Consider the following 16,097-nt stretch of genomic DNA (forward strand, 5'->3'; position numbering starts at 1 on the left):
CCCGGTCTTCGTCGTCGGTGAACGGCTCGGCGAGCGGATCGGTGCGCGGCTCGCTGCACGGCTCGGCGAGCTGATCGGCGGACGGCTCCTCGCCGTGGAGCATGGCTACGGTAATTGCAGCGGAGCACGGCTACGGGAAGTGCAGCGTGCCGGCAGGAAGCCGGGCTTGTCCCGGGTCTTGTACGTGCTGGGGCCCTGTACGTGCTGACGCAACGTGCTTCAGCACGCGCAGGCTCCAGCTCTTCGACGAAGTCCCGTGCCCAGCCCGTGTCTGTGTCCGTGTCCGTGATGACTCGGCCCGGTCTGGGTCCGTGACGGCTCGGCCCGGTCCTGACGGCTCGGCCGAGCCCGGCCGCCGGCACGCCCGGGTGCTCACCGGCCTCGGGACACGTCGGTGATCGAGCTTCGGCTCAGGCCCGGCAGTCCGTCAGCCGGCACCGCCGCCGTACCGGATGACGAAACGGTCAAGCCCCCACTGGCGGTCTCTCCGCCAGTAGGGGGCTTGAGCGGCTGGATCGCAGGCCGACTCACTGTCCGTTGAGAGCGGGTCGGCTCACTGTCGGGCCGCGTTGGGGCAGGACAGGATCACGCCCAGGGCTGCTGCCCCCCGTCCTCGTTCGGATCGACCCACCAGCCGTTCTGGCAGACGCGGCCCTCGGGGTCCCTGTCGCCCTCCGCGTACTCCCCGGAGCCGGTCGTCTCACCGTGCGGGCCTCGGCCCCAGCTCGTGTAGTAGTAGCGGCAGCCTGTCTGGGCGGCTTGTGCCGCCGGTACGACGGACAGGGCCACAGCGGTCGTACAGACCGCGAGCAGCGCCGCTCTCACCACTGTGCGCATGACGTCTCTCCTACGCCCGTGAGGCACGCTGGTCCGTGCCTCTGCGATCACCACGATGCCGGGCCGCGCAGGAGGAACCCCCGCGGTCACCGCCCAAACCGCTTGAAGGTGTCGGCCGTCGTACCCCTCCGCTGACGATTGCCGATCCCGGCGCACCCGCGAGGCCCCCCGAGGCCCCCCGAGGCCGATCCGAGGGCGCCCCGAGGCCAACCCGAGGCCGGGACCGTTCGAACGGCGGTCGACGGCGACCGGACGGCGATCGACAGTGACCGGACGGCGTTCGACAGCGACCGGCGGGGACCGGCGGTGGTCGGTGCTGACGGACAAGCCACCGCCGTCAGTCGTGAAAGCGCAGGTCAGAAGGGTTGGGCCAGACGGGTTTCCGCGCAGGGGTGGCGGTACGGCAAGATGGGATGTATCTGCCCACTGCCAGATTTCAAGCTGCCGGACGGTTTCTCTTGGCTGAGTTCATTTACACCATGCGCAAGGCGCGCAAGGCGCACGGCGACAAGGTGATCCTCGACGACGTCACCCAGAGCTTCCTGCCGGGTGCGAAGATCGGCGTCGTCGGCCCGAACGGTGCCGGTAAGTCGACCGTGCTGAAGATCATGGCGGGGTTGGAGCAGCCGTCCAACGGCGACGCGTTCCTCTCGCCCGGCTACACCGTGGGCATCCTGCTCCAGGAGCCCCCGCTGGACGAGACGAAGACGGTCCTGGAGAACGTGCAGGACGGCGTCGCCGAGATCAAGGGCAAGCTCGACCGGTTCAACGAGATCGCCGAGCAGATGGCGACCGACTACTCGGACGCGCTGCTGGAGGAGATGGGCAAGCTCCAGGAGGAGCTGGACCATGCCAACGCCTGGGACCTCGACGCCCAGCTGGAGCAGGCCATGGACGCGCTGGGCTGCCCGCCCGGGGACTGGCCGGTCACCACCCTCTCCGGTGGTGAGAAGCGCCGCGTCGCGCTCTGCAAGCTCCTCCTGGAGGCCCCCGACCTGCTCCTCCTCGACGAGCCCACCAACCACCTCGACGCCGAGTCGGTGAACTGGCTGGAGCAGCACCTGGCCAAGTACGCGGGCACCATCGTGGCCGTCACCCACGACCGGTACTTCCTTGACAACGTGGCCGGCTGGATCTGCGAGGTCGACCGCGGCCGGCTGCACGGCTACGAGGGCAACTACTCCAAGTACCTGGAGACCAAGGCCGCCCGCCTCAAGGTCGAGGGCCAGAAGGACGCCAAGCGGCAGAAGCGCCTCAAGGAGGAGTTGGAGTGGGTCCGCTCCAACGCCAAGGGCCGTCAGGCCAAGTCGAAGGCGCGCCTTGCCCGCTACGAGGAGATGGCCGCCGAGGCCGACAAGATGCGGAAGCTGGACTTCGAGGAGATCCAGATCCCGCCGGGCCCCCGCCTGGGCAACGTGGTCGTCGAGGTCAGCAACCTCGGCAAGGGCTTCGATGAGAAGATCCTCATCGACGACCTCTCCTTCACCCTCCCGCGCAACGGCATCGTCGGCGTCATCGGCCCCAACGGCGCCGGCAAGACCACCCTGTTCAAGATGATCCAGGGTCTGGAGACGCCGGACGCCGGTGACATCAAGGTCGGCGACACCGTCAAGATCTCGTACGTCGACCAGGGCCGCGCCAACATCGACCCGAAGAAGACGCTCTGGGAGGTCGTGTCCGACGGGCTCGACTACATCAACGTCGGGCAGGTCGAGATGCCGTCCCGCGCCTATGTCTCCGCGTTCGGCTTCAAGGGCCCGGACCAGCAGAAGCCGGCCGGGGTCCTCTCCGGCGGCGAGCGCAACCGGCTCAACCTGGCGCTGACCCTCAAGCAGGGCGGCAACCTGCTGCTCCTCGACGAGCCGACCAACGACCTCGACGTCGAGACGCTCTCCAGCCTGGAGAACGCCCTGCTGGAGTTCCCGGGCTGCGCCGTGGTCGTCTCCCACGACCGGTGGTTCCTGGACCGGGTCGCCACGCACATCCTCGCCTACGAGGGTGAGTCGAAGTGGTTCTGGTTCGAGGGCAACTTCGAGTCGTACGAGAAGAACAAGATCGAGCGGCTCGGTGCGGACGCCGCGCGTCCGCACCGTGCCACCTACAAGAAGCTGACCCGGGGCTGATCTTGCGCCACATCTACCGCTGCCCGTTGCGCTGGGCGGACATGGACGCGTACGGCCACGTCAACAACGTGGTCTTCCTCCGCTACCTGGAAGAAGCCCGTATCGACTTCCTGTTCCGCCCGGACAAGGATTTCCGGCAGGGGTCCGTGGTGGCGCGCCACGAGATCGACTACAAGCGGCAGCTCGTCCACCGGCACGAACCGGTGGACATCGAGCTGTGGATCACGGAGGTCAGGGCGGCGTCCTTCACCCTCGCCTACGAGGTGAAGGACGGCGACCGGATCTACGTCCGTGCCTCGACCGTGGTCGTGCCGTACGACTTCGAGACACAGCGCCCGCGCCGGATCACCGCCGAGGAGCGGGAGTTCCTGCGCGGGTACATGGACGACGGCGGCCCGGGGGACGAGGGCGGGACCCGGGACCGGGACGAGGAGGAGGCCGTCGCCGTATGACGGTGCTCCACTTGGCGGACGACGGGGAGGCGGCGGACCTCGCGGCCTTCCTGGCCCGGCTGCTCCACTACGACCGCGGCGCCGTGGTGCGGTTGCAGGCGGCGGGAACGGCCCTCGCGGTGTTCGGCCGGCCGCCGTCCTTCGAGGTGCTGGCGGTGCGTACGGTGCGGCTGGCCAAGCCGTACGAGGACGGGCTGGAGGCCGTCCTCGACGTGACCGTGTCCGCCGGTGAGCTGCTGGAGTCCGTGGACGAGTCGGCGGCTACCGCCGTCGTCCCGGACGCGGTGACCGGGCCGCCCTGGGCGGGTGTGCTGCCGCCGCGCGGCGGCTGGCGCCCGGAGCCGGGCCTGCCGGCGCCGGACGCACTGCGCGCGCTGGTCGCGGGGGCCGTCGCCGAATTCCGTTCCCGTACGCGGGAACTGGCGCCGGAGCGCCGTACCCGGACCGAACTCGACCGGATCGGGCGGGACATCTGGTCCCGGCTGGTCGGCGGGACCAGCCTCCCGGTACGGGCCGTGCACGCGGCGCAGTCCCTCGGCTTCCTGCGGCGCCGGGACGCCGTGGAGGCGGGGCTGTTCTCGTCCGGGGCCTGGCTGCGGCTGCGCACACCGTACGGGTCGGTGGCCGTGCGGCGGGCGGGACTCGGGGCGCTGGACGTCAGCGTGCGCTGACCCGGCCGGGACTTCAGCAGACCTGGCTGGGACCTCAGCCGACTTGGCCGGGACCTCAGCCGACCTCGCCGGGACCCCGGCGGGCCCGGCCCGGACCTCAGCGGTGCTGGCTGTCGTCCGGCCACACGCCGATGTGGTCCGGTTCCAGCTCCAGGGCGACCCGGTCGCGCATGCCCAGGGCCTCCGTGTACTCGGCGGGCAGTTGCAGGCGGCCGGCCCGGTCCAGCATGGCGTACTCGCGGGCCACCACCGTCTCGTGGCCGGTGGTCGCGTCGATCTCGCTGCGGCGCAGGACCTCCGTGGAGGTGCGGCCGTCCCGGATGGCGACCGTGCGGCGGACCTCGGCGGCCACCGCCTGGTCGTGGGTGACGATGACGATGGTGGTGCCGAGGCGTTCGTTCGCGGTGCGGAACGCCTCGAAGACCTGCGCCGCGGTGTGGGAGTCGAGTTCGCCGGTGGGTTCGTCGGCGAGCAGGACCGCGGGTGAGTTGGCGAGGGCCACCGCGATGGCGACGCGCTGCTGCTGGCCGCCGGACATCTGCTGCGGCCGGCGGTCGCGGCAGTCGGCGACCTCCAGCAACTCCAGGAGTTCCAGGGCGCGTTCGGCGCGGACCCGGCGGCGCGAGCGGGTGCCGGACAGGCCCAGCGGGAGAGCGACGTTCTGGGCGGCGGTCAGATAGGGCAGCAGATTGCGGGAGGTCTGCTGCCAGACAAAACCGACGACCTCACGGCGGTAGGCGAGACGGTCCTTGGCGGTCATCGTGAGCAGGTCACGGCCGGCGACCCTGGCCGCTCCCGCGGTGGGGGTGTCCAGACCGGCGAGGATGTTCATCAGCGTGGACTTGCCGCTGCCGGAGGCGCCGACCAGCGCCATCAGCTCTCCCTCGCGGACCAGGAGGTCCAGGCCCTGCAACGCCTGGACCTCGACGCCGTCCGCGGAGAAGATCCGGACCAGACGGTCGCAGGTGATCAGGGCGTCATGGCCGTAGGCCGGGCGGTTGCGGGCCTCGGTGACCCGGTTCGCCAGTTCGCCGAGGGTGGGGTTGGTGGTCATCGGTCCTCCCGCACGGTTGACAGGCCGGTCTGGCTCATCGCGCATCCCCTGCCCGGAGTTCTCGCACCGACCCCCGCCTGCCGGTCCACCACGCCTGCACACCGGCCACCCCGACCGCCGTCACCAGTACGGCGATCGCCGGGACCGCCAGCGACAGCGGGTCCGTGTGCAGCCCGGCCCCGCCGCCCGGTGCCGCGGCCGAGGGGAGGGCGACGGCGGTCAGATCGATGCCGGGGGACAGGAGCCGGATCGCCGCCCAGCCGGTCAGCGCGCCGCCGGCCGCGGCGAGAAGGGCCTGGGGGAGCGATTCGAGGACGAGGAGGCGGCGGGCCTGGGACCGGGTCAGCCCCATGGTGCGCAGGCGCGCGAGGAGCGCGGCGCGTTCGGGCGCGGCGCGCAACAGGGCGAGGAGCAGGGCCAGTACGGCGTACCCGCCGCCGGCCGCCACCGCCGCCGTGTAGACGTGCTCGGCACCCGACTGGAGGGGCGAGTCGGCGTACCGGGCGCGTTCCTGGGCGCGGACGCGCACGCCCGCCGAGGGACCGGCCACCCGGCTCAGCGCCGCCGCGTCCACGTGGTCGCCCGTCACCAGCAGGGCCGTCGGACGGGCCGCCTCGGCGGTGAGCCCCGCGCGGTCCACGACGAGGAAGGAGTCGCTGGTCAGGGCCGGAGTACGGTCCCGTACGACGGTGATCCGGACGCTGACCGTGCTGCCGTCCGCCAGTTGTACCGGGAAGGGCCGCCGAGTGCCGTACGCCTGCGCCACGGACGGCGAGGCCAGGGCGGGCAGCGGGCCGCCGGACGCGGGCCGCCGCACCTGCCCGGCCTCGAAGGCGCCGAGACCCGTACGGGCCGCCAACGCGCCGTACCCGGCGGGGTCCACGCCCACCAGCGGCACCGGGGTCTGCTCCTGCCGTGGTTTCGCGCCGTAGCCGATGCTCAGCGCGGTGACCGAACGCACCCCGGGCAGGTCCAGGACCCGGCCGGCGAGGCCGGAGGGCAGCGGGCCCTCGGCGTCCACGCGGGCGTCCGCGCCGATGGACCGCAGGGCGGCCTGGTCGCGGGCCTCGGCCACCCCGGCCAGCACGGAACCGCCGAACGCCGCCGTGGTGAGCGCGGTCAGCAGCGCCAGCAGCGGCAGCACGGCCGAGACCGAGGTACGGCCCGCGCGGGCCAGGGACAGGAAGCCCACCGCGCCGCGCAGCAGCCCGGCCGGACGGGCCAGCCGGCGCAGCAGGAACGGGAGGACCCGGACCAGCACCAGCGCCGCGATCACACCGATCAGCACCGGTGCGACCGACACCAGCTGATCGCCCGAGGGACCGTCCGCGGACGGGCTCGACGTCCCCCGTCTGCGCAGGGACTCCACCGCTGCCGCGGCCAGGACGAGCAGGGTCAGCTCGGCGACCGTACGCCGCCGGGAGGGACGTGCCGTCACCACGTCCGCGCGCGGGCCGGTGACGCGTACGGACCGGTGGGCGAGCGCGGCCCGCACCGGGAGCGCGGCGCAGGCGGTGACGGTGACCGCGAGAGCGGCGGCGACGGCGTACCGGGTGCGGCCCTCGGGGACCACGAGGAGCGCCACGGCGAGGCCGAGCGCGCCCGCCGGTACGGCGACCGTCGCCGTCTCGGCGCACAGCCGCCCGGCGAGACCGGCCAGGGAGGCGCCGCGCGCCCGCAGCAGGGCGGCCTCGGCCCGGCGCCGGTCCGCGGCGAGCGCCCCCGCCATGAGGAGGACGACGGCGACGACCGTCGCGGTGCCGAAGACGGCGACGGCGACCAGCGGCGCGATGCCCGCGCGCAACTGGGAGAAGGAGAGCAGGACGTCGTCGAGGCCGGTGCTGGTCTCCGTGCCGGGGTCGGTCAGGGCGCGGGCCTGCTGGAGGCCGGGGCCGGACTCCAGGGCGGCGACGGCGGACCGCAGCCGGTCGAGGTCGCTCGCGTGGAGGTCGCTCCGGTCGGGGGCCAGGTACCAGTAGCGCACCGGGTTCCCGTTGGTGGCCAGGAGGGCGGGGGCGGCTTCGGGGGCCAGCAGCAGGGCGCCGAGCCAGTACCTCTCGCGGTCGGGACCCGGGTTGGGCACGGTGACCAGGTCCGGGGTGCGCAGCAGGGTCCGGGTCGACCAGTAGGCGTCCGCGGGCGCGCGCGGGGTGAGAATGCCGGTGACCCGGACCGCGAGCGGACCCCGGGCCACCGCGGGGACGTGGATGACGGAACCCACCTCGATGTGCAGGCTCTCGGCCGTCTCGGCGGTGACGGCGGCCTCCACCTCGGGGGTCGTCTCGTCCACGGCGGCGGAGGTGCGCGGCAGCCGGCCCTCGCGCACCGCCGCGTGGTCGGCGACGCCGCCCTGCGCGACCAGGACCAGCTGGGCGGGCAGGCCGCTCGGGCGCGGTATCCAGGGGTCGGGCACTTCGAGGCTCTTGGCGAAGGCCACGCCGTACGACGACTGCGCGGGGTCGACGGCCAGCGGCCGGGGGACGGTGGCGAGCAGCTTGTCCCGCTGACCGCGCAGCGCCTCGGGCAGCAGGGCCGCGGCCTGGTCCTCCGGGGACCGTCCGAGGTCGGTCTGCGGCGCGGTGATCTGGACGGTGGTGCGGTCGGGGTGGGCCTGCCGTACGGCGTGCAGCAGGCCCGCGTCCTCGTACCGGTCGACCGCGCGGGGGAGCGCGGCGGCCAGGCACGCGGTCAGGGCGACCAGCAGCGCGAGCGCGAGCGCGGCGAACGGCGCGGTCCGCAACCGGGTACGCACCCAGGGGGCGACCACGGACGGGCCGCCCCGCCGGGACGCGACCTCCGGCCGGGATGCGGCGTCCGGCGCGTGCCCAGGGCCGGGTTTCCGCCCAGGGCCGGGGTGGGGCGCGTGCTCGGCGTGCTCGGTGTGCTCGGTGTGCGCGGCGTGCGCGGCGTGCGCAGCGTCGCCCTCCTGCCCGGAATCCTTCCCCGGTCCCGGCTCCGGCTGCCGTACCGGATCCGTCTGCCGTCCCGAATCCGACGCGTCCGAACCCGGCTCCCTTTCGGAGTTCATCTCTTCGGAGTCCATCTCACTCACCCCCCTGGTCCCGCAGCGAGGTCGCCGGGTCCGTGCGGCGCAGGGCCAGGGCCGCCGTCACGAGCAGCGGCAGCGCGGCGACCGCGGCCAGCAGCGCCGCCACCCGTTCCGGCGGCAGCTCGACCAGCAGGGCCGGCACCGGCCGGGTGGCCTCGGCGGTCAGCACGATCAGCGGCAGGACGGCCCGGGTCAGTACGGTGCCCAGGGCGACGCCCACCACCAGGGCCAGGGCCACCAGGACGGCCTGCTCGGCGGCGATCGTCCGGGCCAGTTGCCGGCGCGGCGCGCCCAGCGCGCGCAGCACCGCGAACTCGGCGCCCCGCTCCCGCAGGGAACCGGCGGCGCTCACCGCGAAGCCGACCGCGGCGAGCGCCGCCGCGACCACGGCGGCCGCCGCGAACGCGGCCTCCGGTCCGGCACCGAACGGATCGTCGCGCAGCTCGGCGGCGATCTCGTCGCGCACCACGACCTGCCCCGGATCGACGTCCGGCAGCGCACGCACCGCGGCGGCCACCGAGGCCGCGTCGCCCGGCGCGGTCCGCAGCCACCACTCGGTGGGCGTGACGCTCTCGCCGTACCGCTCCTGCAACGCCCGGTTCACGGACCGCAGATCGACCAGGAGCGCACCGCCGTCCTGCTCGCCGGAGCCGGCCGGGTCGGCGGTGGTGGGCAGCGCCCGCACGGACCGTACGATCCGCACCGGCAGGCTCTGGCCGCCGAACGTCACCTCCACGCGCTGTCCCGCCGCCGCCCCCGCCGACGTCAGGAACCGGTCGGTCGCGAGGGCGGTGACCTCGGGGGCCGCGGGCTGCCTCACCTGGATCCGGATGGTGGCGGTGGCGATCGTCCAGATGTCCTTGTCGGGGGTGTAGCCGGTGCCGTAGTCGACGGTCAGCGGTGTGGCGGAGGTCACCCGCGGGCGGGACGGGACGGCCGCACCGCTGGTGGCGGCGGTCCCTCCGGTGCTCACCGCGGCTCCCCAGCCGGCCGGCAGGGACACCTGCCGGGACCGCCCGTCGGTGCCGACGGCGGTCAGTCCGGAGACGGTGAGGTGGTGCTGTTCGGCGTGTTCGGCGGGCTGGACCAGGTCGAGCTGGAGCCCGGTGAGCGTGATCGGGCCGGGGACCGCGGCGAGGCCGACGGCCAGGGTGTGCGGGCGTCCGTCAGCGGGCAACTGGCCGAACGGGACGGGGTAGGGGACGCCGTACTGGTCGACGAGGGTGCCCGTCACGTCCATCGTGATGCCGGGCCCCGAGGAGCTGCGGACGGTGGCGCGCAGGCGCAGCCCAGTGGTGTCCGCGGGTATCCGGGCGCCGGCGGGGGAGCCCCCGGGGGCCAGCCCGGACAGCAGCGGGCGAACCGGCTCGGCGGCGAGGTCTCCGCGCATCAGCGCCGTGTCCGCCGCGCGCGCCGTGTCCAGGGCCAGCACGGTCGCCGTCCGGTTCCCGGACAGCGGCTGCTCGGCGCGTACGGCGGGGGCGGCCTCCTGGACGTGCGGGAGGCGCGCGTAGGTCTCGGTGCGGCCGAGCGCGCCGTCCCCGGCGCCGAGGACGCGCACCGGCGCTCCGGCCCGGAAGTCGGCCTGGTCGTCCTGCGAACGGTTCCAGGAGGCGCCCTGCCCGATCGCCAGCATGCCCAGCGCGATGGCGAGGACCAGCAGCAGCACCGGGCCGGCGCCGCGCATCGGCCGGCGGCTGAACTGCCAGCCCGCCAGCGCCGTCGGCAGTCCCCGCCCGGCCACCGCGCGGCGCTCCGCGAGCCGCGCCACCGGTGGCAGCAGCCGCAGCGTCAGCACCGTACCGGCCAGCAGCGCCAGCGCGGGCGCCGCGACCAGCAGCGGGTCGATGCCGAGGCCGCCGGAGGTGTCGGTGCCGACCGCACCGGAGGTGTGCCGGCTCAACTGCCAGTACGCCACTGCGGCGACCGCCAGCAGCCCGATGTCCGCACCGGCCCGTACGGGGCCGGGCAGCGTTCCGCGGCGGGTCGTGCCCGTGCCCCGCCCGGGGGACTGCGCGCCGGTCCGGGGGCCGTCGCCGCCGTCCGTCAGCGCGGGCACGGTCACCGCGAGCGCGCAGCCGAGGGCCACGCCCGCCGCCACCACCCACACGTCGGCGCTGCCGCCGGCCGGTACGTCCAGGTGCAGCCCGATCCTGGCCAGCGCGCCCTGCCCGGCGAGCAGCCGGGTGAGCGGGCCGGCCAGCAGCGGCGCACCGACCGCCGCGGGCAGCGCGAGCAGCAGGGCCTCCGCGGCGGCGAGGCCCGCGAGCCGGGCGCGGGAGCCGCCGCGCGCCCGCAGCAGCCGGGTCTCGCCCGCGCGTTCCGTGCTCAGCAGCCGGGCCACGAGCAGCAGTGCGTAACCGGCGAGCAGCACCAGCTGGAGGGCGACGATCAGCAGGGTGGACCGGGAGACGAGCAGTGAGCGGTCGATGCGGTCGAGGGTGGCGGGCAGCGAGGTGCTGGCGACCGTCACCCCGGTCAGCCCGTCCGGACCGCGCAGCGCCGCGCTGCCGCCGCGGGCCGCCGTGCGCAGCGCGTCGGTCCGGCCCGTCGTCAGCGTGGCGAAGTCGGCCGTGGCCAGCCAGGCGGACGGTCCGGCGCTCACCGTGGGGCCGGCGAGGACGGAGGGGTCGGCGAGCAGCGGTCCGTACGTCGTGAAGCCGGCCTTCTTGACGCCGCGGCCGAGCAGGTCGTCCAGCTGCCAGTAGGGCGCCGTGGCCGTGACGGGCTGGTAGAGCCCGGTGACGCGGACGTGCGCCGCGGGGCCGCCGAGCCGGTCGGTGAGGGCGAGCCGGTCGCCCGCGTGCAGATCGAGGAGCCGGGCCGCGGTGCGGGGCAGGGCCACCTCGGTCTCGGCGGAGGACCGCCGCGGGAGCCGCCCGGAGACCAGGCGGACCTGCGTGCGGTCCAGCGCCGCGACATAGGTGAGGTCCGGGTCGCCGGAGCGCTCGGCCGGGGGTTGCAGGGACCGGGGCAGGGCGTACGGGCCCGAGCGGACCAGAGTCCGTACCGTGACCGGCAGCCCGTCGAAGATCCTGCGGGCCGCCTGCCGTACGGTCGCGTCGGCGGCCGTCCGCTGCCGCGCCGGGACGTCGGCCTTGACGACCAGCGCGCTGTCGGCCGCGTTGCGGGGGTCGTTCAGGGAGTGGCGCAGGGCGGCGTCGCCGATCGCGCCGGAGTAGGCGGTGAGGGTCGCCAGCACCGCCGTGGTGAGCAGCACGGTGAGCAGCGCGGCGGCGAGCAGCAGACGGTGTGCCCGCGCGCGCAGAACGACGAACCCCGTCACCGGCCCCCGCCCCCCGTGTTGTCCGGACGTACAGAACTCCGGCGATGCTGTCAGAGGGTTCCGGCCGGGGTAAGCGTTTGTGAACGGGGCTTGACCGGATTGTGATCGGATTCTGGTGTCAGGTGACCGGAATCCGTGCGTCCCCCCGTCCGGCCGTCTCCCCGTCTCCCCGTCTCCCTGTCCTCCCGGGGTGATCAGCCCGGGGCGTTCACCATCGACGCCGCCGCGTACGTCAGGTACTTCCACAGCGTCCGCTCGTGCTCCTCGGAGAGCCCCAGCTCGTCGACGGCCGTCCGCATGTGCTTCAGCCAGGCGTCGTGCGCCGCCCGGTCCACGGTGAAGGGGACGTGCCGCATCCGCAGCCGGGGATGGCCGCGGTGCTGGCTGTAGGTGGTCGGGCCACCCCAGTACTGGATGAGGAACAGGGTCAGCCGCTCCTCGGCGGGGCCCAGGTCTTCCTCCGGGTACATCGGCCGCAGGAGCGGGTCCTCGGCGACTCCCTCGTAGAAACGGTGCACCAGCCGGCGGAAGGTCTCCTCCCCGCCGACCTGCTCGTAGAAGGTCTGCTCCTGAAGCGTGCCGCGCCGAATCTCTGTCACGCCCTCCATGCTCTCAGACCCCGCGACCCAGGACTTCGGACCTAGGACCCGCCGTCCGGAACCGCCGCCATGCCTCGCCTCCCGCCCCGGAACTTGCCGCCGGGCCTCGCCTCCCGCCGTCCGGCGCCGCACAGTGGACATATGGGCGTGCACGCACCGGGGCGGGGTGACCGGGACCTCGCCGAGCAGGCCGACTCGGCGCTGGCGGCCCTGGTGCGCGAGATCGACGCCTGCGGGGTCTGGGCCGGCGAGCCGGTGTGGCGGGAGGCGTTCACGGCGGTGCCCCGGCACCTGTTCGTGCCGTACTACTTCGTCGCTGTCCGGGGCGGCTACGAGCGCCGCTGGGGCGGGAGCCCGGACCCGCGGGCCCGCGAGCGCTGGCTGTACGGCGTCTACGAGGACGTACCCCTGGCCACCCGGGTGCGCGGCGGGCAGTTGATCTCCTCCAGCAGCCAGCCCTCGCTGATGGCGGCGATGCTGGTCGCCCTGCGGGTGGCGGACGGCCACCGGGTGCTGGAGATCGGGGCGGGCACCGGGTACAACGCGGGGCTGCTCGCCCACCGGCTCGGCGACGACGACCTGGTCACCACCATCGATCTGGAACCGGAGATCACCGAGTCGGCCCGGCGGCAACTGGCCGCCGCCGGACACCACCCGGTCGTGGTCACCGGCGACGGAGCGTGCGGCGTGCCCGGCCGCGCCCCCTTCGACCGGATCATCGCGACCTGCGCACTGCCCTCGGTGCCGCGTGCCTGGCTCGCCCAGTGCCGCCCCGGCGGGCGGATCCTCACGCCCTTCGCGGACGGCCTGATCGCGTTGACGGTGGGCGACGCCCTGCACGCCGAGGGCCGCTTCCTGGCCACGCCCGCCTACTTCGTACCGCTGCGCGGCGCGGGCCGGCCCGCGCCGGAACCGGTGCCGCTGAGCGGGGTCCCGCACCGGGACCGCGACAACGAACTCTTCCGGTTCCTGCTGACGCTCGGCCGCGGCAGTCTCGATCCGCAGGAGTCCTTCGCGATGTGGCGGCGCGAGGGCATGCCGGGCCGCGAGCGCTACGGGATCACGGTCAGCGGCGACAGTGCCTGGGCGTGGCTGGACGACCCGGAGGGGCCGTATGTGTGGCCCCTGCCGGGCTGACCGTCAGCCGCGCCGGATCGTGATGGTCGTCCACGCCCCCACGTGCACCCGGTCGCCTTCCTGGAGCGGCACCGGCACGAAGGGCTGGATCGGGTCCTCGGAGCCGTTGACCGTGGTCCCGTTCGTCGAGTTCTGGTCGACGACCGCCCAACTGCTGTCCGGCTGCTGGACCAGGACCGCGTGCTGGTGCGAGACGCCCGGGTCCTCCGGCGGTACCGCCAGGTCGATGTCGGGGGTGTCGCCGGTGGAGTGCCGGCGGCGGCCGATGGTGACCTGGTTGCCGGTGAGGGCGCGCTGCTGCGCGGGCGAGTACGCGGGCAGGTTCAGGCCCGCGGCCTCGGGGCCCGAACGCTGCATCATCGCCAGGAAGTAGTCGCGGTCCGGGCCGATGGTCGCCGTCCAGGTCGTCGGCTGCTGCGGTGCCTGCGGGAAGCCGGGTCCGGGTGGTGCCTGCGGGGAACCGGTCTGCGGATAGCCGTAGCCGGGGCCCGGGCCGGGGGCGCCCGCTCCGGGCGGGGCCTGGTGTCCGGGTGGGGCCTGGTGTCCGGGTGGGGCCTGGTGTCCGGGTGGGGCCGGGTGTCCGGGTGGGGCCGGGTGTCCGGGCGGGGCGGTGGACGACGGCGGTGAGATCACCCAGTCGTCGCCGCCGGCCGGCGGGCGTCCGGTCTCCTGCGGGAAGACGGGCGGCGCGGGCTGCGCGAAGCCCTGCGCAGGCCCGGCGGCGGGGCCGCCGGGACCGGTGGGCTGGACCGGGCCGGGCGGCGGCCCGGCCGGCCGGGAGGGGTCGCCCGGGAAGGCGGGGCCGGACGCGGGTGGTCCGGGCGGGCCGCCGAAGCCCGCGGGGCCACCGGGACCCGGGCCGGGACCACCGGGGCCCTGACCTGGGCCGAAGCCCGCCGGGCCGCCGGGACCGGGGCCGCCGGGACCCGGGGCGCCGCGCTCAGCACCGAACGGCGTCGGCCCCGACGGCTCCCCGCCGAACGGCGGGCCCGGCGGAATCGGTTCGGCGGGCCGGTTCATCTGGGACGGGCGGGAGCCCTGGTACTCGTAGGAGTCGCCGGCGCCGAAGGACTGGCCGGGCGGCTGGAAGCGGGGCGGCGGCGCGGGCGGGCGCGGGGCGGCCGGGGTGTACGAGGTGGCCGTGTTGGTGAGGAAGTTCCACCGGCACTCCTCGCAGAACGGCGCACCGCCCTCGCGGGGCGTGCGGCACTGCGGGCACAGCTCCGGCTCCGCGTCCGGTACGGCGGCGAGGTGCGGGCGCCCCGGAGCACCCGGCGCGGCCGGCGGGAACCCGTACCCGCCGACTGTCGGCGGCGGAGGGGGCGGAGGTACGGCACCGGCCATGCGGTGACCGCAGACCTCGCACCAGTCGTCGGAACCCGACTGGTGTCCGTTCGGGCAGGTCGGCATGTCGGTGCGTCCCCCTCTCTTCAGGGTTCTCGTGAACTCCTGCTACGTCACTTCTTTACACGAACAGTCTTTGTGGACCGGGTTTCGAGGGTCATCTCGTCGGCCTCCTCGACCCTCGCCTTCAGTCGCACAGTACCTGTCGCCGCGTCGACCACGTCCACCACCTTCGCAAGCAGTTTCGCAGTATCCGCGTTCCCGGAAGCGCCGGCGAGTTGAACGGCCCGGCCCAGTTTCGCCGTTGCACCATCCATATCGCCCGCTTTGCGGAGATCGAGACCCTGTTGGATGACTTGTGCAAGTTCTGCTTGACCGGTGTAGTGCGCGACCTGCGGGTTGATCGAGGTCGACGCGGCCATGTCGTCCGTCCACACCGCCCGCACCAGACCCTGGGCGCCCAAGCTCTGTGCGCTGCCCGTGGGTTGCGGGATGACCAGCGAGATCCGGGCGGCCAGCATCTCCTGGCCGACGGCCGCTGCCGGGACCTCGACGCAGAGGTGGTAGTCCCGGGACTCGTCGCCCCAGGAGCCGGTGGGGTAGTCCCCGGCGCGCGGGCCTGCCTCGGTGCGGCGGTCGGTCAACTCCTCGACCGTCGGGGCGACTTGCTTGACGAACCGGATGGTCGTGCCCACCGGTGTCCACACCCGGAGGGCGACGTCCGCGACCTCCTTGCCCATCGCCGTCTCCATCATCCGCGTGAAGTCGGCGGCCAGCCCCGCCGGATCGGCGACGATGTCCGCGCTGCCGAGCAGTGCCGAGGCGATCGCTGTGACTTCTTTCACTTCCCAGTCGGTGCCCACGCCCCGCGCGTCACAGGTGAAACGTCCGGCGCAGGAATCGAGGGCGGCCTCCAGCTCCTGCGGCGCCTCGTGCTCGTTGCGGCCGTCCGTGAGCAGGATGCCGTGCCGGATGGCGACGTCCGCCGAGGACAGCAGCCGGTCGGCGAGCCGCAGCCAGGTGCCGATGGCCGTGCCGCCGCCCGCGCTCAGCTTGCGCAGCGCCTGCTTGGCCCGGTCGCGGGTGGTGGCGTCGGCGACGGCGAGCCGGCCGTCGCCCGGGTAGACCTCCTTGGCGACATGGGTGCCGGCGATCACCGCGAAGTGCACTCCGTCGCGCAGGGCGTCGATCGCGGCCGCCGTGGCGTCGCGGGCGTTGCGCATCTTGGTCGGCGGGTAGTCCATCGAGCCCGAGCAGTCGACCATCAGGGCCACCGCGGCGGACGGCCCCTGCCCGGGCGAGTACAGGTGCGGCGCCGAGACCGCGCTGCCGACGGTGCCGCCGCCGGTCGCCGTCACGGTGACGATCGCGTTGACCTCGCGGCCGCCCTCCGGCAGGTACTCGTTCTGGTACACGTCCACAGAGAACTGCGGCACGTTGGACTTCGAGAAGTTGGCCATGCCTACTCTGCTCCCCCTATTTCCCCCTGTGATCCCACGGGCATCGTGGGCGGCGGCTCAAGTGCTGCGGACCGTCCCCGTGGCC

At 74.2% G+C, this 16,097-nt stretch carries 11 protein-coding genes; 4 read left to right on the forward strand and 7 right to left on the reverse strand.

The genetic code is table 11. The features are described from left to right. Positions 1–585: 585 nt before the first annotated feature. The gene (locus ACFY2B_RS09080) at positions 586–837 is read right to left on the reverse strand and encodes a hypothetical protein (RefSeq protein ID WP_390762492.1); all 252 of its coding nucleotides are present in this window, start codon (positions 835–837) and stop codon (positions 586–588) included. 458 nt (positions 838–1,295) lie between these two features. Here ACFY2B_RS09080 and ettA point away from each other — a divergent pair, with 458 nt between their 5' ends. The 3 genes from ettA to ACFY2B_RS09095 are packed head-to-tail and all read left to right on the forward strand — an operon-like array spanning position 1,296 to position 4,083. Next, on the forward strand, positions 1,296–2,960 hold the full coding sequence (gene ettA / locus ACFY2B_RS09085) for an energy-dependent translational throttle protein EttA (protein ID WP_390762493.1): 1,665 nt from the start codon (positions 1,296–1,298) through the stop codon (positions 2,958–2,960). Positions 2,961–2,962: 2 nt separating this feature from the next. Beyond that, positions 2,963–3,412, forward strand: a complete 450-nt coding sequence (locus ACFY2B_RS09090) for an acyl-CoA thioesterase (RefSeq protein WP_390762494.1) — start codon at positions 2,963–2,965, stop codon at positions 3,410–3,412. Beyond that, a complete protein-coding gene (locus ACFY2B_RS09095) occupies positions 3,409–4,083 on the forward strand; it encodes a hypothetical protein (RefSeq protein WP_390762495.1) in 675 nt (224 codons plus the stop codon). Before ACFY2B_RS09090 ends, ACFY2B_RS09095 begins: the two co-directional genes overlap by 4 nt. A gap of 97 nt (positions 4,084–4,180) precedes the next feature. On the opposite strand, the gene ACFY2B_RS09100 is transcribed toward ACFY2B_RS09095, so the two are convergent. The 4 genes from ACFY2B_RS09100 to ACFY2B_RS09115 all read right to left on the reverse strand — a co-directional run bounded on the left by ACFY2B_RS09100 (position 4,181) and on the right by ACFY2B_RS09115 (position 12,080). Continuing rightward, the gene (locus tag ACFY2B_RS09100; RefSeq protein WP_390762496.1) at positions 4,181–5,137 is read right to left on the reverse strand and encodes an ABC transporter ATP-binding protein; all 957 of its coding nucleotides are present in this window, start codon (positions 5,135–5,137) and stop codon (positions 4,181–4,183) included. Between the two features lie 34 nt (positions 5,138–5,171). Next, positions 5,172–8,165 (reverse strand): FtsX-like permease family protein, encoded by a 2,994-nt coding sequence (locus ACFY2B_RS09105; RefSeq protein WP_390762497.1) that lies wholly within the window; start codon positions 8,163–8,165, stop codon positions 5,172–5,174. A 16-nt stretch (positions 8,166–8,181) separates the two neighbouring features. Then, positions 8,182–11,472: an FtsX-like permease family protein gene (locus ACFY2B_RS09110; protein WP_390762498.1), complete on the reverse strand. Its 3,291-nt coding sequence runs from the start codon at positions 11,470–11,472 to the stop codon at positions 8,182–8,184. Positions 11,473–11,666: 194 nt separating this feature from the next. Beyond that, complete coding sequence (locus tag ACFY2B_RS09115; protein ID WP_376525792.1) at positions 11,667–12,080, reverse strand: globin; 414 nt, start codon at positions 12,078–12,080, stop codon at positions 11,667–11,669. Between the two features lie 132 nt (positions 12,081–12,212). Between ACFY2B_RS09115 and ACFY2B_RS09120 the strand changes: the two genes are divergently transcribed. Beyond that, entirely contained in the window at positions 12,213–13,208 is a 996-nt protein-coding gene (locus ACFY2B_RS09120) for a methyltransferase domain-containing protein (protein WP_390762499.1), read from the forward strand. Positions 13,209–13,211: 3 nt separating this feature from the next. Here the strand turns inward: ACFY2B_RS09120 and ACFY2B_RS09125 are convergent, their stop codons facing one another. After that, complete coding sequence (locus ACFY2B_RS09125) at positions 13,212–14,618, reverse strand: FHA domain-containing protein (RefSeq protein WP_390762500.1); 1,407 nt, start codon at positions 14,616–14,618, stop codon at positions 13,212–13,214. A 47-nt stretch (positions 14,619–14,665) separates the two neighbouring features. Continuing rightward, a complete protein-coding gene (locus ACFY2B_RS09130; RefSeq protein WP_390762501.1) occupies positions 14,666–16,012 on the reverse strand; it encodes a VWA domain-containing protein in 1,347 nt (448 codons plus the stop codon). Positions 16,013–16,097 lie beyond the last annotated feature (85 nt).

Source organism: Streptomyces sp. NPDC001270 (assembly GCF_042896695.1).
Taxonomy (GTDB): domain Bacteria; phylum Actinomycetota; class Actinomycetes; order Streptomycetales; family Streptomycetaceae; genus Streptomyces.

Bases quoted from the DNA above. Each gene is read 5' to 3' on its own strand.
- ACFY2B_RS09080 (WP_390762492.1), bottom strand. From the start codon at position 837: ATGCGCACAGTGGTGAGAGCGGCGCTGCTCGCGGTCTGTACGACCGCT.
- ACFY2B_RS09095 (WP_390762495.1), top strand. From the start codon at position 3,409: ATGACGGTGCTCCACTTGGCGGACGACGGGGAGGCGGCGGACCTCGCG.
- ACFY2B_RS09100 (WP_390762496.1), bottom strand. From the start codon at position 5,137: ATGACCACCAACCCCACCCTCGGCGAACTGGCGAACCGGGTCACCGAG.
- ACFY2B_RS09105 (WP_390762497.1), bottom strand. From the start codon at position 8,165: ATGAACTCCGAAAGGGAGCCGGGTTCGGACGCGTCGGATTCGGGACGG.
- ACFY2B_RS09115 (WP_376525792.1), bottom strand. From the start codon at position 12,080: ATGGAGGGCGTGACAGAGATTCGGCGCGGCACGCTTCAGGAGCAGACC.
- ACFY2B_RS09120 (WP_390762499.1), top strand. From the start codon at position 12,213: ATGGGCGTGCACGCACCGGGGCGGGGTGACCGGGACCTCGCCGAGCAG.
- ACFY2B_RS09125 (WP_390762500.1), bottom strand. From the start codon at position 14,618: ATGCCGACCTGCCCGAACGGACACCAGTCGGGTTCCGACGACTGGTGC.
- ACFY2B_RS09130 (WP_390762501.1), bottom strand. From the start codon at position 16,012: ATGGCCAACTTCTCGAAGTCCAACGTGCCGCAGTTCTCTGTGGACGTG.